At 61.7% G+C, this 18,946-nt stretch carries 14 protein-coding genes; 8 read left to right on the top strand and 6 right to left on the bottom strand.

Features of this window, described 5'->3' with window-relative positions; all coding sequences use genetic code 11:
- Window positions 1–91: 91 nt before the first annotated feature.
- The gene (locus MRBLSP13_RS00540) at window positions 92–4,054 is read left to right on the top strand and encodes an LVIVD repeat-containing protein (protein WP_363752056.1); all 3,963 of its coding nucleotides are present in this window, start codon (window positions 92–94) and stop codon (window positions 4,052–4,054) included.
- 43 nt (window positions 4,055–4,097) lie between these two features.
- Here MRBLSP13_RS00540 and MRBLSP13_RS00545 read toward each other — a convergent pair whose 3' ends face one another.
- Window positions 4,098–5,006, bottom strand: coding sequence for a tetratricopeptide repeat protein (locus tag MRBLSP13_RS00545; RefSeq protein WP_363752590.1), 909 nt, complete (start codon window positions 5,004–5,006; stop codon window positions 4,098–4,100).
- Window positions 5,007–5,173: 167 nt separating this feature from the next.
- Here MRBLSP13_RS00545 and MRBLSP13_RS00550 point away from each other — a divergent pair, with 167 nt between their 5' ends.
- The 4 genes from MRBLSP13_RS00550 (at window position 5,174) to MRBLSP13_RS00565 (ending at window position 11,340) form a co-directional block, all read left to right on the top strand.
- Entirely contained in the window at window positions 5,174–7,687 is a 2,514-nt protein-coding gene (locus MRBLSP13_RS00550) for a cyclic nucleotide-binding domain-containing protein (protein ID WP_363736015.1), read from the top strand.
- On the top strand, window positions 7,687–8,565 hold the full coding sequence (locus tag MRBLSP13_RS00555) for a hypothetical protein (RefSeq protein WP_363736016.1): 879 nt from the start codon (window positions 7,687–7,689) through the stop codon (window positions 8,563–8,565). The genes MRBLSP13_RS00550 and MRBLSP13_RS00555 overlap by 1 nt, the downstream gene beginning before the upstream one ends.
- 7 nt (window positions 8,566–8,572) lie before the next feature.
- Entirely contained in the window at window positions 8,573–10,414 is a 1,842-nt protein-coding gene (locus MRBLSP13_RS00560; protein ID WP_363736017.1) for a cytochrome c3 family protein, read from the top strand.
- 80 nt (window positions 10,415–10,494) lie between these two features.
- A complete protein-coding gene (locus MRBLSP13_RS00565; protein ID WP_363736018.1) occupies window positions 10,495–11,340 on the top strand; it encodes a metallophosphoesterase in 846 nt (281 codons plus the stop codon).
- A 54-nt stretch (window positions 11,341–11,394) separates the two neighbouring features.
- Here MRBLSP13_RS00565 and MRBLSP13_RS00570 read toward each other — a convergent pair whose 3' ends face one another.
- Window positions 11,395–11,703 (bottom strand): hypothetical protein, encoded by a 309-nt coding sequence (locus MRBLSP13_RS00570; protein WP_363736019.1) that lies wholly within the window; start codon window positions 11,701–11,703, stop codon window positions 11,395–11,397.
- 629 nt (window positions 11,704–12,332) lie between these two features.
- Here MRBLSP13_RS00570 and MRBLSP13_RS00575 point away from each other — a divergent pair.
- The gene (locus MRBLSP13_RS00575) at window positions 12,333–13,199 is read left to right on the top strand and encodes an OmpA family protein (RefSeq protein ID WP_363736020.1); all 867 of its coding nucleotides are present in this window, start codon (window positions 12,333–12,335) and stop codon (window positions 13,197–13,199) included.
- 139 nt (window positions 13,200–13,338) lie between these two features.
- Here MRBLSP13_RS00575 and MRBLSP13_RS00580 read toward each other — a convergent pair whose 3' ends face one another.
- From MRBLSP13_RS00580 to MRBLSP13_RS00595, 4 genes are all read right to left on the bottom strand, one after another.
- Window positions 13,339–14,208, bottom strand: a complete 870-nt coding sequence (locus tag MRBLSP13_RS00580; protein ID WP_363736021.1) for an alpha/beta fold hydrolase — start codon at window positions 14,206–14,208, stop codon at window positions 13,339–13,341.
- Window positions 14,209–14,397: 189 nt separating this feature from the next.
- The gene (locus MRBLSP13_RS00585; RefSeq protein ID WP_363736022.1) at window positions 14,398–15,018 is read right to left on the bottom strand and encodes a 2-hydroxychromene-2-carboxylate isomerase; all 621 of its coding nucleotides are present in this window, start codon (window positions 15,016–15,018) and stop codon (window positions 14,398–14,400) included.
- The gene (locus tag MRBLSP13_RS00590; RefSeq protein WP_363752058.1) at window positions 15,008–15,712 is read right to left on the bottom strand and encodes a glutathione S-transferase N-terminal domain-containing protein; all 705 of its coding nucleotides are present in this window, start codon (window positions 15,710–15,712) and stop codon (window positions 15,008–15,010) included. The genes MRBLSP13_RS00585 and MRBLSP13_RS00590 overlap by 11 nt, the downstream gene beginning before the upstream one ends.
- Window positions 15,709–16,497, bottom strand: coding sequence for an NUDIX hydrolase (locus tag MRBLSP13_RS00595; protein WP_363736024.1), 789 nt, complete (start codon window positions 16,495–16,497; stop codon window positions 15,709–15,711). Before MRBLSP13_RS00595 ends, MRBLSP13_RS00590 begins: the two co-directional genes overlap by 4 nt.
- 221 nt (window positions 16,498–16,718) lie before the next feature.
- Between MRBLSP13_RS00595 and MRBLSP13_RS00600 the strand changes: the two genes are divergently transcribed.
- Window positions 16,719–17,861, top strand: a complete 1,143-nt coding sequence (locus MRBLSP13_RS00600) for an acyl-CoA dehydrogenase family protein (protein ID WP_363752061.1) — start codon at window positions 16,719–16,721, stop codon at window positions 17,859–17,861.
- Window positions 17,862–17,912: 51 nt separating this feature from the next.
- Window positions 17,913–18,938, top strand: a complete 1,026-nt coding sequence (locus MRBLSP13_RS00605) for an amidohydrolase family protein (protein ID WP_363736026.1) — start codon at window positions 17,913–17,915, stop codon at window positions 18,936–18,938.
- Window positions 18,939–18,946 lie beyond the last annotated feature (8 nt).

Genomic DNA, 18,946 nt, shown 5'->3' on the forward strand with positions numbered 1-18,946 from the left:
CCGGCTTGCTGCCTCCCTATCGAATTATCGTGCTCCCGCGAAGGCACGCGCCGCGGTCGGACCCCGGAACAGGATTTCTGCCCTTGCGGGAATGGCGCTGCTCCTCCTGCTGCTCGCGGCCCTCCTCATCCCCGTCGCCATCCTCCACGCCTCCGACGCCGAAAAGCCGGTGGAGCGCCATTACGCCCTCGCGCCGCCCGCACCGATGAGCCAGACCGCCGGGCAGGTCGCCGCGAAATCCGATGGTTGCTATAGCTGCCATAGCAAGACGGACGAGCCATCGATGCATGCCACCCCGGCGGTCATGCTGGGTTGCACCGACTGTCATGGCGGCAATGCGGCAGTGCGTGGCGATCCGGCTCTGGGCTTTGAGGATCCTGCCTATGTCGCCGCGCGGGAGAAGGCGCATGTCCTGCCGCGCTATCCCAAGAGCTGGCATTATCCCTCCTCCGCCAATCCGCAGCGCACCTACACGCTGCTGAACCGGGAGGCGCCGGAATTCGTCCGCTTCGTCAACCCCAGCGACTATCGCGTGACGCGGGAAGCGTGCGGCTCGTGCCACATGCAGGTCATCGAGGCGGCGGAGCGATCCCTGATGGCATCGGGCGCGATGCTGTGGGGCGGGGCGGCGTATAATAACGGCATCGTGCCCTTCAAGAACTATATCTTCGGGGAAGCCTACACCAAGGACGGCAAGCCGGCGAAGATCGTCTCGCCCGGCAGCCCCCCCGGCACCCTGACCGCCGGGGAGAAGGCGCGCGGCGCGCTGGCCGAACTCTATCCGCTGCCGACGTGGCAGGTGATTCCGCCGGGCGACGTCTTCCGCGTGTTCGAGCGCGGCGGGCGCAACATCAACACGCAATTCGCGGAAATAGGCCTACCCAATCCCACTGGCTCGATCCAGCGGCTGGAAGAGCCCGGGCGGCCCGACCTCAAGCAGTCCAATCGCGGGCCCGGCACGGGGCTGCGCGTGGCGATCCCGGCACTCAACATTCACAAGACCCGCCTCAACGATCCCTATATGTGGTTCATGGGCACGAACGACCAGCCCGGCGATTATCGCCATTCGGGTTGTTCGGGGTGCCATGTCGTCTATGCCAATGACCGCGAGCCGCGCCACAGCCTGATCTATGCGCAATATGGCCGCGACGGGCAGACCGCCACCATCGATCCGACCATTGCGGCCAAGATCAGCCATGGTGGGCTGAAGGGGCCGCATGGCGAGACGATCACTCCCGATCATCCTGTTGGCGCGGTCAAGGAAAGCGGTCATCCGATCCGCCACGCCTTCACCCGCGCGATCCCGACCGCGCAGTGCATGAACTGTCACATGCACCAGCCCAATATCTTCCTGAACAGCTATCTGGGCTACACCATGTGGGACTATGAGTCCGATGCGCCCCTGATGTGGCCGGAAAAGCAGAAATATCCGACCGCGGCCGAGGTGCACCAGACGCTGGAACGCAATCCCGAGGGAGCCAGTCCCCGCGGCAAATGGTCGGACCTGGAATTTCTGCGCAACGTCTATGACCTGAACGACAAGGCGAAGGACACGCAGTTCGCTGACTACCATGGCCATGGCTGGAACTTCCGCGGCGTGTTCAAGCGCGACCGCGAAGGCAATCTGCTCGACGCGGATGGCAAGACCGTGTCGCCCGACGATCCGGAAAAATGGCGCAAGAAAGGGGAGGGCAAGTTCGTCCCTGTCGGCACCAATCCGGGCAAGTCCGTGCATTTGATGGACATCCACGCCGAAAAGGGTCTGCAATGCGCCGACTGCCATTTCGCGCAGGACAGCCATGGAAACGGCTTCATCTATGGCGAGGTGGCCAATGCCATCGAAATCGGGTGCAAGGATTGTCATGGCACGGCCGACGCCTATCCCACATTGTTGACATCCGGGCCGGCCGCCCCGCCCAAGGGGACGAACCTCGCCCTGCTGCGCAATCCTGACGGCAAAAGGCGGTTCGAATGGTATTTCGACGCCAGCGGAAGGCAGAGACTGATCCAGCGATCGATCGTCGACCCGAAGCTGGAATGGGAAGTGAGTCTGGTTAAGGATTCGGTCGATCCGGCCAATCCGCATTTCAACGCCAAGGCTGCCCGCGCCAAGCTGATGAGCCGTTCGGGCGCGGAGGACGGCAGTTTTGCCTTCGGGCCGGGCATCGCCAAGGAAGATCGGGCGCATGGTGACGACAGCATGGCGTGCTTTACCTGCCATCTGAGCTGGACGACCAGTTGCGGTGGCTGCCACCTGCCAATCGAAGCGAACTGGAAGACCTCGCTTCACCATTTTGATGGAGAGGAAACGCGCAACTTCGCGACCTATAACCCGCAGGTGGCGCGCGACGAGATGTTCCAGCTCGGCAAGCACATGACGACCAAGGGCAATGAAACGGCCCCGGTTCGCTCGACTTCGGCACTGGTCCTGTCGTCCACCAACATCAACCGCGAACGCATCTACATCCAGCAACCGCCGATATCGGGCATCGGCTTTTCGTCGCAGGCCTTTGCGCCCCATTTCCCGCATACCGTGCGCCGGACGGAGACAAAAACCTGCACGGATTGTCATTTGTCGGCCAAGGACGACAATAATGCCATCATGTCGCAGTTGCTGCTGCTCGGCACCAATTTCGTGAATTTTGTCGGCCTGAACGCCTGGACCGGGCTGGAGAGCGGATTCGAGGCGATCCGCGTCACCGAATGGGACGAGCCGCAGGCCGTGATCGGCAGCTATCTGCAGAAATATGCCTATCCCGATTACTGGAAGCTGCACGTCGAGCAGAACAGGCGCGAACTGAAGAACTGGGTGCGCGGCAAATATTTCGACGGCAGGGCTTCCGGCGAGACCCATGCCGTGGAAGAGTTCCGCAATGTAGTGAAGGGGACGGCCGATCGCGTCGGATGCCTGCAATTGCGCGGCGAATATATGTATGTGGCCGAAGGGAAGGGCGGTTTCCGCGTCTATGACGTGGCATCCATCGCGAACAAGGGTATTTCCGAACCGATCCTGAGCGCGCCCTTCTCGAAGCTGGGCCACAACAGCGGCGTTCCATCCAGGAACGCGACCTGCATGGCGCTTGCCACCAACCAGCCGGTCAACCCGCTGCGCAACACGCCGGAACTGCGCCGGATCAACCAGGAGCAGCCTTTCCTGCCGATTTACAGCTATGCGGCGGTGACGGACAGTGTCGAAGGGCTGATCATGGTCAATATCGAGACCATGGCCGATGGCGATTTCCGCAACAATTTCCTGAAGCGGGCAGTCACGTGGAATCCCGACGGCGTGCTCGACGGGGCGCGGCATATTCAGCTTGCGGGGCAGATCGCTTATATCACTGCCGATGTCGGACTGGTCGTGGTGGACCTCAGCGACCCGCTTCACCCCCGTCTTGCCGCCGTCCGCCCGATGAAGGACGCGCGGGCCAGCGCGATCCAGTTCCGCTATCTGTGGGTCACTGATTCAGAAGGGCTGAAGCTGTTCGACGTGACGAAGCTCACGGATCCGGTGGCGGTGGCGTCCGCCACCGTGCCGCTGGCCGATGCGCGCCGGATCTATCTTGCCCGGACCTATGCCTATGTGGCGGCCAAGTCCGAAGGGCTTGCAATCGTCAACATCACCAACCCGCTGCGTCCCGTCGTCTACGCCAAGGAGACGTTTGGTGGCCAGATGACCGATGTGGAGGATGTGATCGTCGGCACGACCAACGCGTCGCTGTTCGCCTATGTCGCGGATGGCCGGAATGGCCTGAAGGTGGTGCAGCTGACCAGTCCGGCCAGCCAGCCCAATTTCTACGGCTTTTCGCCCGCGCCCAAGCCGGAGCTGATCGCCTGGGCACGGACGCCTTCGCCGGCCTTGGCGCTGTCCAAAGGGCTGGACCGCGACCGCGCGGTGGATGAAACGGGCGGGCAGATCGCGGTGTTCGGTCGCCTCGGCTCGCGCCCCTTTACCCGCCCGGAAATGGAGCGGCTGTTCCTGACCTCCCGGGGAATACCCTATAAGGTCAGCGACGAAGTGGATATGAAGGGCTGGCGACCGCCTCTGCTTCGGTAAGACGCCGGGTTGGACTGGCCCGGCAAGAGCGCTGGGGCGTGGCTCAGGCGCCCGGCACGCCCAATATCCGCGCCTCATCCCTGATCCGCCCTGCCTGCGCCGGATTGGCCGACCGCGCCTGCGCATAGGCCGCCGCCGCCTTGCCCGTCTCGCCCAGCGTCATGCGGCTGCGCATCAGCATGATCCAGCCGTCGACATTGCCCGGATTGGCCTTCAGTCGGGACTCCAGACTGGCCACCATTCCCCCGACCATCGCGTCCTGCTGTCCCTGGGGAAGCTGTGCAGCGGCCTGCATCTGCTCGCGGCTGGGGCCAGGGATCGCCGCTGTCGCCACGGACATGCCGGCACCCAATGGCGGGTGCGGTGCGGTCGGCGTCACTGCCGCCAGTCGTTCCGCGACATCAATACCGTTGATCTTTCCCACCTGCTCTATCGTCCGGCGCAGATCGGCTTCCCATGGCGCGCCCGATGGCGTGTCGCCCAGCAGGGCGAGCCAGTCGCGGATCGCGCCCTCATGATCCTTCGCAAGATCCTTGCGCACCGCCAGGAAGTAGCGCGCCCTGGGATCCTTCGGATCGAGTGCGATGGCCCGGTCAAAGGCGTCCGCGGCTTCCTTCGGCATGGGATCACGCTCGCTCTCCATCACCGCGGCCTCGCCCAGCGACGACCAGAAGGTCGCATTGCCGGGCGCCAGCTTTGTCGCGTGACGATAGGCGCGCACCGCATCGGCATGGCGGCCGCTTTCGAAATAAGCCCAGCCCAGCCTTTGCCAGCCCTCCGCATCGTTGGGATTGGCCCCGACCCGGTCCTGAAGCGCGCGTATCGCCGCCTCCGGATCGGCAGGCTCCTGGCCGGCCGCCAATGGGGAGGATAGCGCTGGCACCTTCGTTTCCTCGGGCGCGTGCGTCAGATTATAGCCGATGGATAGAGCGGCGATGCCAACCGCGCCCATCAGCAACACGCGCCTCCAGTTCCAACCCATTATTCTTGCACTCCCCGGTTGTTCCCCGCGATCTTCTCTAGCGTGACGCTGCGGAAATGATAGAGTGCCGCCCGGGACAGCGTCCGGTAACAGCCGGAACACAGGGGCATATCGGGGGACAATCATTGAATGACCGCGTGCGTATCGCGATCGTCGGATCGGGGCCGGCGGGGCTGAGTGCGGCCGCGCGCGCCGCTGCGCTGGGGCTTTCGCACCTGCTGATAGAAAAGACGGACCATCTGTCCGACACCATCTTCAAATATCAGAAGGGCAAGCATGTGATGGCGACGCCCAGCCAGCTCGTGCTGCGGTCGGACTGCGATTTCGAGGCGGGCAAGCGCGAATCGATTCTCGACCGCTGGAACGGACAGGCAGACGCGCAGGCCATCAATATAGCCTATAATGCGGAAGTGAAGGCGATCGTCGGCACCGGCGATCCGATCGCGGGCAGCATCCAGAAGATCGTTGAGCGCAAGCGTGACGGCACGAGCGAAACGAAGGAAATCCAGCGCTTCGCGCCACCTTATCGGCTGACGCTGAACGACGGGAGGGAGGTGATTGCCGATGCCGTCGTCATGGCCATCGGCACGCAGGGCAATCCCAATCTGATGCGCGTGCCGGGCGCCGACCTGCCCCATGTGCAATATCAGCTGGACGATCCAGCGGAATATAATGACGAGCACATCTTTGTCGTCGGGACGGGCGATGCAGGCATAGAAAATGCCCTCGGCCTCGCTGCCGATGAGGCGCAGGGCAATGTCGTCACCATCCTCAACCGGTCGACCGAGTTCGCCAGCGCCAAGGCTGCGAACGTCAAGGCGCTGATGGCCGCCGCTGAAGCGGGGCGCCTTGCCATCATGACCGAAAGCACCACGGCAAAGGTGGAGCCCGGTTTCATCACGCTCGACAGCCGCGACGGCGAGGTGAAGCTGAAATGCGATCGCATCATCGCGCGCATGGGTTCCGCTCCGCCGCGCGCCTTTGTGGAGAGCTGCGGCATCGAATTCACCAGTGGGGACCGGCTGGCCTTCCCGAAATTGTCGCCGGTGTTCGAAAGCACCGCGCCCGGCATTTTCGTGATCGGCGCGCTGGCGGGTTATCCGCTGATCAAGCATTGCATGAACCAGGGCTATGACGTCGTCGAATATATCAACGGCAATCGCGACCTGAAGCCTGCGGACGAACCGATCCTGGCCGCCAAGTTCGCGGGATTGCCGGAGAAGAAGAGCGTCGCGGAATGGCTGGAGTATCTGCGCGCCAACGTTTCGATCCTGGAGGGACTGTCTCCGCTCCAGATGCGGGAATTCATGCTGGACAGCGAAGTGCGCGCCTATCGCAGCGGCGACCTGATCTTCGAGAAATTCGACCCGGGCTCCTCGCTTTTCGGCATAGCGCGGGGGCGGGCGCTGGTGGAGGTCGCCTCCGGCGTCGAGATACCCATCGACCAGGGCTCCATCTTCGGGGAGGTGGGCCTCATTTCCGGCCGCCGCCGCGGTGCGACCGTACGGGCGGGCGCTGACTCGATCATGGTGGAGGTGTCGCGCACAGCGGCGCTCAAGCTCATGTCCTCCAACCCGCCCGCCAAGCGCGCCATCACCCGCATCTCGACCGAGCGGCAATTGCTCCAGATGTTCGGCGCCGGCCTGACCCCGGCGGATCTTGCCGACATTCTCGACACGGCGGAAATCCGAACGGTGAAGGCGGGGGAGGCGATCCTCACCGAAGGCGATATCGGCAATGACATCTATGTGATCCGGGTCGGGTCGATGATCGTGGAAAAGAAGATCGGCGGGAAAAACGTCTTCCTGTCCTATCTTCCCGCCGGCAGCTATGTGGGCGAAATGGCGTTGATCGCAGGCGGCCCGCGCACCGCCACGGTCAAGGCGACGGTCAAGTCCGAGGTCATCAGGCTGAACGGCGATGCCTTCGCCCGGTTGATGGCCGCCAAGCCTGCCCTGCTGGAACGCGCCCGGCGCGACATGGCGGCTCGGCAGGACGTCAACGCCTTTGTCGAAAGCCGCAAGGACAGCTTTTCGACCGTCGTCGACATGTATTCGGAAACGGCGAAATTCCTGGTCGACAACGGCATAGGCGAAGCGACCGACGTTCTCCTCATCGACGAACATCTCTGCGTCGGCTGCGATAATTGCGAAAAGGCCTGCGCCGACAGCCATGATGGTCTCTCCCGCCTCGACCGGGAAGCGGGCCGCACCTACGCCCACCTGCATGTGCCGACGAGTTGCCGCCATTGCGAGCATCCGCACTGCATGGCCGACTGCCCGCCCAACGCCATCCATCGCGGGCCGGATGGAGAGGTCTTCATCGACGACAGTTGCATTGGTTGCGGCAATTGCCAGCGCAACTGCCCCTATGGGGTGATCCGCATGGACAGCGTGCCCCCCAAAAAGCCGGGCCTGCTCAGCTGGATGTTCTTCGGTGCTGGTCCCGGCCCGGGCGAACCGTCGAAGAAATGGCGCTACAAGAATGCGGAATCCGGCGTTGAAAAGCCGAAAAAAGCCATCAAATGCGACATGTGCTCGGGCATTGAGGGTGGCCCGGCCTGCGTGCGCGCCTGTCCCACTGGAGCGGCCATACGCGTAGCACCGGAGGATTTCCTGACGGTAGCTCGGCTTGGCGGGGAGGCGCGCTGATGGCGACGCCTGCTGCCAGCCCCATTCGCCGCGCCAGGGGTGAGGTGCTGCATGACGGCTTCCTTCGCCACGCCGGTTTTCGCTGGCTGAAGATCGCGACGATAACCTGCGTCCTGTCGATTGCCAGCTATATGCTGGTCGACGTCACGCCGCACCATAATGGCGGTAGCTGGTACGGCTATACCATGGGCACGATCGGCGCGCTGCTGATCCTGTGGTTGACCTTGCTTGGCCTGCGCAAGCGGGCGATGACGCGGGGACGCTGGTCGCTCAAGGCATGGACATCCGCCCATGTCTATCTTGGCCTCAGCCTGATCGTCATCGCCACGCTGCACACCGGCTTCCAGCTTGGCTGGAACGTCCATACGCTCGCCTATGCGCTGATGATGCTGGTGATCCTTTCGGGCCTGTTCGGCATCACCGTCTATGCGTCCTTGCCTACAGCCCTCAGCAACAACCGCGCCGAAATGACGCAGGTGCAGATGCTCGACGCGGTGCGCGCCATCGACCGGCAACTGCATGATGCCGCGCAGCCCCTGACTCATGAGCAGGCCGCGCTGGTGCGCCAGTCGCTGGAAGATGATCCCTTTGGCGGCGGCCTGGTGGCGCGCCTGTCCGGCCGCTATCCCCGTTGCGCCACGGCCCGGGCGCAGGCGGCGTTGCGCCGCTGGACGGGCGACACGCCGGATACCGGCAATGATCCGCTGGAAAGGGTCGATGCGCTGCTGGAACGCAAGCAGGCTATGCTGGCCCGCCTGCGCCGACACCTGAAGTTGAAGGCGCTGCTGGAAATCTGGCTTTACATCCATGTGCCCGCCACCTTTGCCCTGCTGGCCGCGCTGACCGCGCATATCGTCAGCGTCTTCTTCTACTGGTGAGCGTGAGATGAGCTTCCTAGTCCGTCAGATCAGCCTCACCGCCGATGGCCGCGAGATCGTTCGCGCCACGTCAATCGCCAAATCGCAACTTTCGCTGGGTCGAGCGGCGGAAAACGACATCCACTTGCCTGACCTGGCGCTGGAGCCTGACCATGCCCGGATCGAGCAGGTCGACGAGCGCACCGTCCGCCTGCGCGCCACCGGCACGCTGGGTTTCGAGCTGGAGGGCCGCACGGTCCTGCGTGCCGAGATCGATCCCGCCCAGGGTGCGGAACTGCGCTTCGGGGGGCACCGCATCACCCTGTCGCGGGGTGAGGATGGAGCAACCATCCTTTCCATCCGCCGCATCGACGCCGTGTCCGAAGCTTCGGAGGAAAAGGAGGAAGCGAGGGTCTTCTCGCTGCGCGGCCTGTTGCCGGGCAAGCGGCTGACGGCGTGGGGACTGGCGCTGGCGATCCTGATCGGCTTCCTGGCTGTCCCCATCTGGAGCTATGCCAGCCGGCCGGCAAACGACACGCGGAATATCTACACGGTCGCAGGGGACAGGAGCTGGTCCTCGGGCCCGCTCAGCCAGGCGCACCACGCGCTCGAAGGGCGCTGCGAAACCTGCCATCAAAAGGCGTTCGTTTCCGTCCGCGACAGCACCTGCCAGACCTGTCACAAGGACGTGCACGACCATGCACCCGCCGCCCGCATCGCCATGGCGCGGGCAGAAGCGGGGCTGGGGGGCAAGTTGCTGGCAGGAGTAGCTGCCGCCTTTGGCAAGCCGCCTGAGGGTGCCTGCGTCGATTGCCACCGCGAACATGAAGGTGCAAGTCCGATGCAGCCTGCGCCGCAAGCCTTCTGTGTCGATTGCCACGGCACCTTGAAGGACCGGCTCAAGGACAGCAAGATCGGCAATGCCGCCGATTTCGGTACCAGCCATCCGCAATTCTCCGCGCTGGTTCAAACGCGGCCGGGCAAACACCCCAGCTTCTCGCGCAGATCCCTCGATAGCCGGCCGACAGACGACAGCGGTCTCAAATTCCCACATGACATTCATTTGTCCGCGACCGGCGGTGTCGCGAAAATGGCGCGGACGATGAAAGCGCAATATGGATTTGGCGATGCACTTGCCTGCAAGGATTGCCACAAGCCAACCGCCGATGGCGTGCGCTTCCTGCCGGTGGACATGGAGCGCGACTGCCAGATGTGCCACAGCCTTGCCTTTGAGACGATCGGCGGCACAGTCCGCACGCTCCGCCACGGCCAGCCCGATCAGGTGATCGCAGACCTGCGCGCTTATTTCCGGTCGACCGGGCCGGTCGAGCCTCCGGCCTTGGGCGGCGTGGCGCGCCGTCGGCCCGGCGATTACGCGCAGGGACGGATCTACCACGCCTATTTCGGTGCGGCGGCCACTCGCCCCTCCCGCGCCGACGACGCGATACGTGCGGTATTCTCAAAGGGCGGTGCCTGCTATGATTGCCACACCGTCACGCCACCTGGCACCAATGGCAATGCGAATTGGCAGGTGCTGCCGGTGCACCAGCCGATGCGCTACATGATGAACGGCTGGTTCGATCATGCCGCCCACAGGACCGAAAAATGCGAAAGCTGCCATGCAGCGCCAAGATCGCATGACGCCAGGCAATTGCTGCTTCCGAAAATCGACAGTTGCCGTAACTGTCATGGAGGGGAAAAGTCGAAGGCGGACGTGCCTTCGGGCTGCGCCATGTGCCACAGCTATCATATCGGCGACGGTGCCCCATGGGCGCCCGCCACCCCGTCGCTGGACAAGGATATGCACGATCGGGAAAAATTGACCAACTCGGCCAACCCCGCGCTTCCGCGCATGCCGGAACCGGGCTGAACCGCAGGATCGAACAACTGCCTCTGCAGCAACCAACGCACATAAGGTCAGACAAGGGCAATAAGAGGGGGAGCAGACCAATGCTGATCGCGCAGGTCACGGACATCCATCTGGGCTTCGACCCGGACAACCCCGCCGAATTCAACCGCAAGCGGCTGGATCAGGTATTGAGGGCGTTGAATGACGGCCCCAACCGCCCCGATCTGCTGTTGGCGACCGGTGACCTTACCGACCGGGGCGATGCGGACAGCTACCGCCGTCTGGCGAACGCTTTCAGCCAGTGCGATTTTCCGGTCTGGCCCTGCATGGGAAATCATGACGACCGGGCGCATTTCGCCATGCATTTCCCGCACATTCCCGTCGAGGACGGCTTTGTCCAATATGTGATCCATCAGGACGGACGGCGGATCATCATGCTCGACACCCTGGAACCGGGGCGTCATGGCGGCGCTTTCTGCGAACGGCGCGCGCAATGGCTTGCCGCCCGACTGGACGAAGATGACGCCACCCCGACATTGATCGTCATGCACCATCCCCCCGTCGAAGTGGGCATTGACTGGATGAACACCCATCCCGACGAAGCGTGGGTGCTGCGCTTTGCCGCGACGATCGCTGGCCGCGCCAATCTGCAGGCGATCCTCTGCGGTCACATCCATCGTTCCGTCGTCGCGCCCTGGAAGGGCACGACGATCGCGATCTGCTCATCAACCGCGCCGCAGCTTGCCCTCGACATGCGGCCGATGGACCCGGAGGCTCCCGACAACCGTCCGATGATCGTTGCGGACCCGCCGGCCTTCGCGATTCATCGGTGGACCGGAAACGGATTGATCACGCATTTCGAGACGGCGGACGATCATGTGATGCTGGCGAAATTCGACGCGGGCATGCAGTCGCTGGTTCGCACGTTGATGGATGAGCGGCCCTGACCTCTGGCGAAAGACGATGAGCGGCACGAACCGCCTGAACTAATCAGGCGCCAGTCAGGCTGCAAGGGCCCCCTGCGTCGAAGGGAACAAGAGCTTTTCTGCCAGAGCGAGGCATTCGTCCAGTGACGGCCCCGCCAGATGCGTGTCATGTCCATCCCAATGCCGAATGCTCAATTCCCAAAGAGTTTCGCCGTCGATACAGGCGGAGCGGGCATTCTGACCGGAGAAGTGCAACGTTTCCCCGATCCGTTCCCTGTGGAGAAGATGACGAGCAACCGTTGTGTGGCTTTCAAGATGCGCATTGAAACGCAACTGGATATTTTCGCTGTTGGCCGCCACCCAGGGAAGAAAATCGCTGTCCATTATCCGGCCTGCTTTTCTTGAAACGGGCGTCGTAGGGGTCCCACTCAGGACCAATACTCCCAGCCCTGCCCAATGTTCCTCAAAATTGTCCTTCTTTACGCAGATCAATCAAATAGGGCGCATCTTTGGAACAGGGGCGGCTGAGTCGTGTCGGATATGCATTACAGATATACCGATCCCGCGGCGGTCAGGTGAACGGGAATAGTCGTTCGGTCAATGCCAAGAGGATGTTTCAAAAGGACAAATAGCAGACTGTTCAAATTCCGTTGTTATTTCAGCACTTCTCCCGCCCAGGCAAAAATCGCCATATCGGTTGAATATAGCGGGCATCTATTGGCCCGTAGGGACGAATATGACGGGCAGATCGCCCAAGGCGCTTCCTTCGGTTCGTCGCAAGATGCGCTCCAACTGCCTAAACAACTACTGGACTGCGCCAGACTGTTCATGCAGCAGAAAGGTCAAGGTTAACAGGCAGAGCACCCATGGCGCTCGCTCGTGGCGTCATGAAGGATTTGTGGGAAGACAATGGAGGGGTTTCTGACAGCCGAATACGCCATCATGCGAACGGCAGTCGGACGAAAAGCTGCGGTAACGCAGGCCCGACTGATCGAATTTGGAGGAGCAGCGTGATGAGTGTCATATCCAACAGCCCGAAATATCTGTTCGTTCTTGCCCTGCTGGCCGGCGCTTCGTCGGGCAGCCTGGCAGCACAGACGCAGGATCCGCCGTCAGCCGATGTGTCGGCGACCGCTTATCTCCCGGCCGAGAAGACCGAAGGGCCGGAAATCAAGGGCATTATTTCTGCGCGTAGCGGCGACAAGATGCAGGTGACCGCGGCCGACGGCACCAAGTCGGTCATCGTCATCGACGACGCCACGAAGATCAGCGCCAGCAAGGGCTTTTTTGGCCTCAACCGCAGTAGGCTGGCCGCAACCTCCCTGCTGAACGGCCTGCCGGTCACGGTCAAGACATTGCAATCAGGCGGCGGCCTGGTGGCGAGCCAGATCAATCTGCAGAACAAGGATCTGAAGACAGCGTCGATGATCCAGAACGGCACCGCCCAGGGTTTTGAGGAACAGACGGCTGCCACTGCGGCACTGCGCGGCCGGATGGGCGAGATCGACCAGTATAATGTGAAAAGCACGACGAACGTCAATTTCGACACGGGCAAGGCCGTGCTGTCGGCACAGGCCAAGAACGACCTTTGCGCGACTGCGGCAACGGCCGAGGGGATGAGCAATGCTCTCCTGCTGGTAGTCGGCTATACCGATTCGACCGGAGGCGATGAATTCAACCAGGTGCTGAGCGAGAAGCGCGCCGGCCGTGTGGTGAATTATCTGCAGCAGGCCTGCGGCTGGAAACCTTATCGCATGTTGACGCCCACCGGCATGGCCGAGGCTGATCCTCTGGCGAGCAATGACACCCTGGAAGGCAAGGCGCAGAATCGCCGTGTGGCGGTGAACATTCTGGTCAGCAAGGGGCTCGACGGCCTTTAAGATGCGTGGGGTGGACGGCAGTCTACCCCACCATGCTTTTCCAGCATCTGTTCGGCACTGGGCTGAACAGATGCTGGAACTGCCGACACAAGTTCGGCACTATCCGTGCGAGGGCCGTCGACCAGCGCACTATTCAGGATCAATGACCCTTCGCAGCGAGCGGGTGATGTTTAGCCAGGAAGGCAAAAACGCCCTCGTTGAACGCGTCGTTGCGATCGCCCGCGACCATGTGTCCGGCTCCGGGCACATTGAAAACCTCCGTCTGCGGAACCCGCTGCAACATGTCGGAGACGCTTTCGTCATCGACGATATCGCTGTTCCCGCCCCTCACCAAAAGAGTGGGCACCGTCACCGCGCTGCTCACCTCTTCCAGCTGGCGCAATCTTGAGGGCGGCTCCGATGTCGGCCGCTGCGCCATGAGACGCGGATCCCAATGCCAGTGAAGACGTCCATCGTCTCGCAGACGCAAATTCTTCATCAAACCTGACAGATTGCGGGGCCGGGGGCGATCGGGATTATAGGCGGCAATTGCGGCCGCAGCCTCCTCCAGCGTGGCAAAGCCATTTGGATGGCTTGTCATGAAACGATGTATTTTATCAACGCCCGCCGCCGCCGGGCGCAGAGCGATGTCCACCATCACCAGTGCGCTGACCGATGGGGCGGCGCCACTGCCGATTGCGAAAAAGCTCGTTATACCGCCCATGGAAGCACCGACAAGCGCGACGGGTCCACTGAGGGTTGAAAGGATCACGCGCAAATCCGACGCCAAGGCGGGAAGGGAATAATCGCCAGTCGGCGACCAGTCGCTATCGCCATGGCCGCGGGCGTCATAATTGATCACCAGATACCCTTGCTCGATCAGCTTCGTCATTGCGCCGGACCAGGAATGGCGGGTTTGCCCGCCACCATGCAGCAGAACCACGGCGGGCGCTTCGAGCGACCCACCAACATCGCCAACAAGTGTCAGCCCATCCGAATTGCGATAGTGCCTCAGCGACAAATCAATCATCCGGGCGGTCTAGCAACGGCATGGGACCAGGTAAACCGCTGGCCGCAGATCGGACGGTCTTTCGCGTGACCTGCTATACGGTCGAACCACTGCGCGAAGGACTCGATCCGATCGAGATCGAGGATGTATCAGCCGTCCAGAAGGTCGACAGAGGGTCGCAAAATGCAGGACGACGGCGGCGTACGCCCCTCAGCCAACGACGCGCGCCCGGCTCAGCCGGGCATTCACAAGCGGTAGCGAATCCACGCCGAAATACATGTCGGTGTCATCGAGGAAGAATGTAGGCACGCCAAAAGCGCCGCGCGCAATGGCCTCGTCGACTTCAGCGCGCAGGGCGTCCTTGACCTCCTGCATGGCTATGCGGTCCAGCAGCCATGGTCCATCTACCCCGACCTGATCGCATATATGGAGCAAGACCGCATCTTCGCCAAGCGGCTGCTCGTCGCGAAAGATCGCCTGGAAGCAGGCGCGCGCGAAAGGAACAAGCTTGCCCACCGGCCGAAGGACGAGGCATGCGCGCATCGCCCGGACGCTGTTCACAGGGTGCCCGGCCGGCGGAAAGGCGATCTTCACGTCGGTCACGTCCGCCCAATCCTGCATGACTTTCAGGTGATAATCGACCTTGCGCCTCGGCATTTTGTCCTTTGACTTGAAATATTCGATGCCAGGGTTCACCGCATTGAAGATGCCGCCAGCCAGCACAGGGCGCCAATCCACGCTGACGCCAAAGCTTTCTGCCAACGGAATGACACGCTCGAAGGCGAGATAGCTCCACGGGCTGGAACAATCAAAAAACATTTCAAGCTTCATTTTTCTGCTCCTCAAGACCTTGGGGTCGCTGGAAGGCGCGGGAGCGCATGACATCGATGCCGCCGCCCGCGGCAATGCCGCGCTGTACGGCCGGCCGCGCGCGCAAGAGCGCGAACCAGGCCTGGAGCGCTGGATAGTCGTTCAGGCTCAAGCCCTGCGCCTTGTGCGTCATGATCCAGGGAAAGCATGCCATGTCCGCAATGGAGTAGTTGTCGCCAGCCACAAAGGCCCCGGTTCGCGCGAGTTGGGCATCCAGCACGGCATATAGCCGCCGGACTTCGCTGCCAAATCGGGTGATGGCGTAGGGCAGCTTTTCCGGTGCATAGAATAGGAAATGCCCGTTCTGTCCCGCTGCCGGACCCAGGCCGGCGGCCTGCCAGACAAGCCATTGGATCACGGCGTAGCGATCATACGGCGCGGGATCGAGAAACCTTCCCGTCTTTTCCGCCAGATAGAGCAGGATCGCTGCACTCTCGAAGATGGCCTGTGGCTGCCCATTCATCCCATGGCGGTCGACCAGCGCAGGGATCTTGCCATTCGGGCTGGCGGCAAGGAATCCCTCCGGCAATGTCCCGGCCGATGTCACGGGGCAGATTCGATAAGGCAGTCTCATTTCCTCCAGGCAGATGGTGATCTTCCATCCGTTCGGCGTAGGCGCGTAATAAAGCGCGAGATCGGGGCCGGTTTCGGTCAAGGCACTTGCAGTGTGGACAGCAGGCGACGAGTGAGGGGATAGCCGCTGTCATCCGGTATGGAGATCCAACTCTTCCCGCTGTCATCATCATGCAATTGCGGCGAAATCGGCCGACATTCGATTGTCGCCAGATGTGCATCGGCCGCCGTGAAGTTGGGATGCTCCGCCAGGCGTTCCAGATTGCACAAAGTCGGGAAAATGACTTTTGCAAGGCCTGCTTCCGCTTCGGCGATCGCATCAGTTGCGGTGATCCAGAGCGCCCGGCCCACCTCGTCCGGGTCGACCCGAACAGTGCGATCACCGTCGTGGCGCGCGATATAGAAGCGCGTGTCGAAACGACGATGCGACAGGCGAGGATGCCACTGCGCCCAAGGGCGCAGCGCCAACATATCGAGGCTGATCCCGGCTGTCGCGAGCAGGTTGCTGAACAATGCCCCCTCTTTCAGCGCGCGTTGCATGGCCGGCACATCGACCGCGCCTCGCTGCGCGAACCCCACGGCCAGGCCGGTTTCTTCCAGCGTCTCGCGAATGGCGGCCACGCGATGAGAGCGTTCGACCCGGTCCTCAACCTGAACATCGACGAACCTGACATCGGCCGCGATCAAGCCATCGTCCTCGTCCACCTGCCCGCCCGGAAATACCAGCGCGTTGGGTGCGAACCGAAGTTTAGCGCTGCGCTGGATCATGAGATGTTCCGCAGGTCGGTCCGGGCGGTCGGAGAACAAGATCAATGTTGCCGCGGCGGTACCGCAATTCGCCTCTACGGCTTTTTCGCTCTCGCTCATCCTGTGCTCCCCGCGCTGTTCGACCATTTCGTATCATAAATAGTGCAATTGACCTATATATGGCGATAAAATTGCCCTATCCCCAACAAAATATGACAATTCTGCATTTCCGTTGGTTGCATAGAATATAAAACGATGCTTTATCTTCATTGAACCAATGAGGATGATGCGGCGCCCGGTGCGGGCTTCAGTATCCGCCCGGTTGCATAGGAGAGACTGAGATGCTCGACGTCAGCGGGCGCGTGGGATTTGAGGATAGTCACGCGCAATTCCGAGATTCCGTGCGTAGATTTCTCGCCAGGGAAGCCGAGCCCTACCTCGATCAGTGGGAGGCTGAGGGCATCACCAGCAGAGCCTTTTGGAGGGCAGCAGGCGAGGCGGGATTGCTCTGTTCGAGCATGCCGGAGGCCTATGGCGGCGTTGGCCTCGATATCTCCTATGATCTCGTATTTCTCGAAGAGCTTTTTTATATCAACGCGCCTGTGGGTGTCAGTCTCCAATCCCTGATTACCGCACCCTATCTTTTGAACTATGGTTCGGAAGAACTCAAAGCCCGTTATTTGCCGGGCATGATCAGCGGCGAAATCGTCACGGCTTTGGGAATGACGGAGCCAGGCGGTGGCTCAGACGTCAAGAATTTGCGCACTACCGCACGTCGTGATGGTGATCATTATGTCATCAACGGCAGCAAGCTGTACATTTCCAACGGCCTTCTGTCTGATCTCGTATTTCTGGCGGTGCGGACGGGAGAAGAGGGCGCCAAGGGCGTTTCGCTGATCCTGGTGGAGGCCAATACACCCGGCTTTGAGCGGGGACGCAATCTGGACAAGATCGGCCTGCATGGCGCCGATACGTCGGAATTGTTCTTCAACGACATGCGGGTACCTGTTTCCAACCTTCTGGGCGAGGAAGGGCAGGGCTTCCGCTACATGATGTCGGAGTTGGGGCAGGAAAGACTCGCCATCTCGACCAGCGCGCAAGCCCAGGCGCAGCGGGCCTTCGACGAAGCCGTCCGCTTCGTCAAGGAACGAACGGCGTTCGGTCAGCCGATATTCGAATTCCAGAACACGCGGTTTACCCTGGCCGACATGGCGACGCAGTTGCAGGTGGGATGGGCGCATCTCGACTGGGCGCGAATGCGGCATTTGCAGGGTCTGCTTCGCTCGGAAGAGGCAGCCGCGGCCAAATTGTGGCATTCGGAGAATCTTTGGCACATCGTTGACGCGGCGTTGCAACTTCATGGCGGCGCCGGGTACATGAACGAATATCCGATAGCCCGGCTTTGGCGTGACGCGCGCATTCACCGCATCCATGGCGGAACTTCGGAAATCATGAAGGAAGTGATCAGCCGGAAAATTCGTTAGGCGTTGTAATCTGGGCTACGACCAACCGGGGAAATCGAAAGGAATAATGGGTTGTCCAGCTTCATTGATGTCCATTCGCATGTCTCGCCGCTCTCTTTCCCGGCGGCCCCAAATGACAAGGTCGCATCGCGTTGGCCGTGCATGCAGTGCCAGTCTTCGATTGAAGGCACGTTGATGATTGGCGAGACGCCTTTCAGGAAGCTGGATGCGCGTTCCTGGGACGTGGCACGCCGGATCGAGGACATGGACCGCGATGGCGTGGACGTGCAGGTCCTTTCGCCCATGCCGGAGCTGCTGTCCTATTGGCTCGACGTCGATGACGCGCATATAGTGTGCGACGCAACCAATCACCTGATCGCCAGCATGGTCTCTGCTGCTCCATCGCGTTTTAGAGGGCTGGGGTCGGTTCCCTTGCAGGACCCGCATGTCGCGGCTCGCATGGTTTCACGACTGAAGGCGGAATTCGGCCTGGTGGGAATTGAAATCGGCAGCAATATCAACGGAAAGCTGCTCGGCGGCTCCGAATTTGATCCCTTCTGGGAAGCCGCCGAAGCGGAAGGCATGGCGGTTTTCATTCATGCGCTTCATCCGATTGCGGCAAAGACGCTCCCGGCTGATGTTGGCTTCACAGGATTTGCCCTTTTCCCAGTGGACACCGGCATGACAGCGGCCGCAATCATCATGGCGGGCGTGTTGAGCCGTTTTCCTCGCCTGCGTGTAGCCTTCAGCCATGGAGGAGGCACGCTCGGCGCGATGTTGGGGCGGTTGCAGCTCGGCTGGCTAGGCACCAATGGATTTGAAGGGAAATGCACTATTGGTCCAATCGATCAGGCGCGCCAATTCTTTTACGATACAAATGTCTATGATCCGGACTATCTCACCTATCTGGCAACGCAAATGGCACCTGGGCAGGTGTTCGCCGGGACGGATTATCCCTATATGATCATGCAGACAGACCCCGCTCGCTGGATACGCTCAATCGGCTTACCCGCCGACGTAGAGCACAGCATCTGTTCGGGGGCAGCCGCCCGATTCCTCGCCGAAACCCCTTTGATGGCGATGACAACTGCGCGCTGACGCCCCGG

Source organism: Sphingobium sp. LSP13-1-1.1 (assembly GCF_040676415.1).
Classification (GTDB): domain Bacteria; phylum Pseudomonadota; class Alphaproteobacteria; order Sphingomonadales; family Sphingomonadaceae; genus Sphingobium.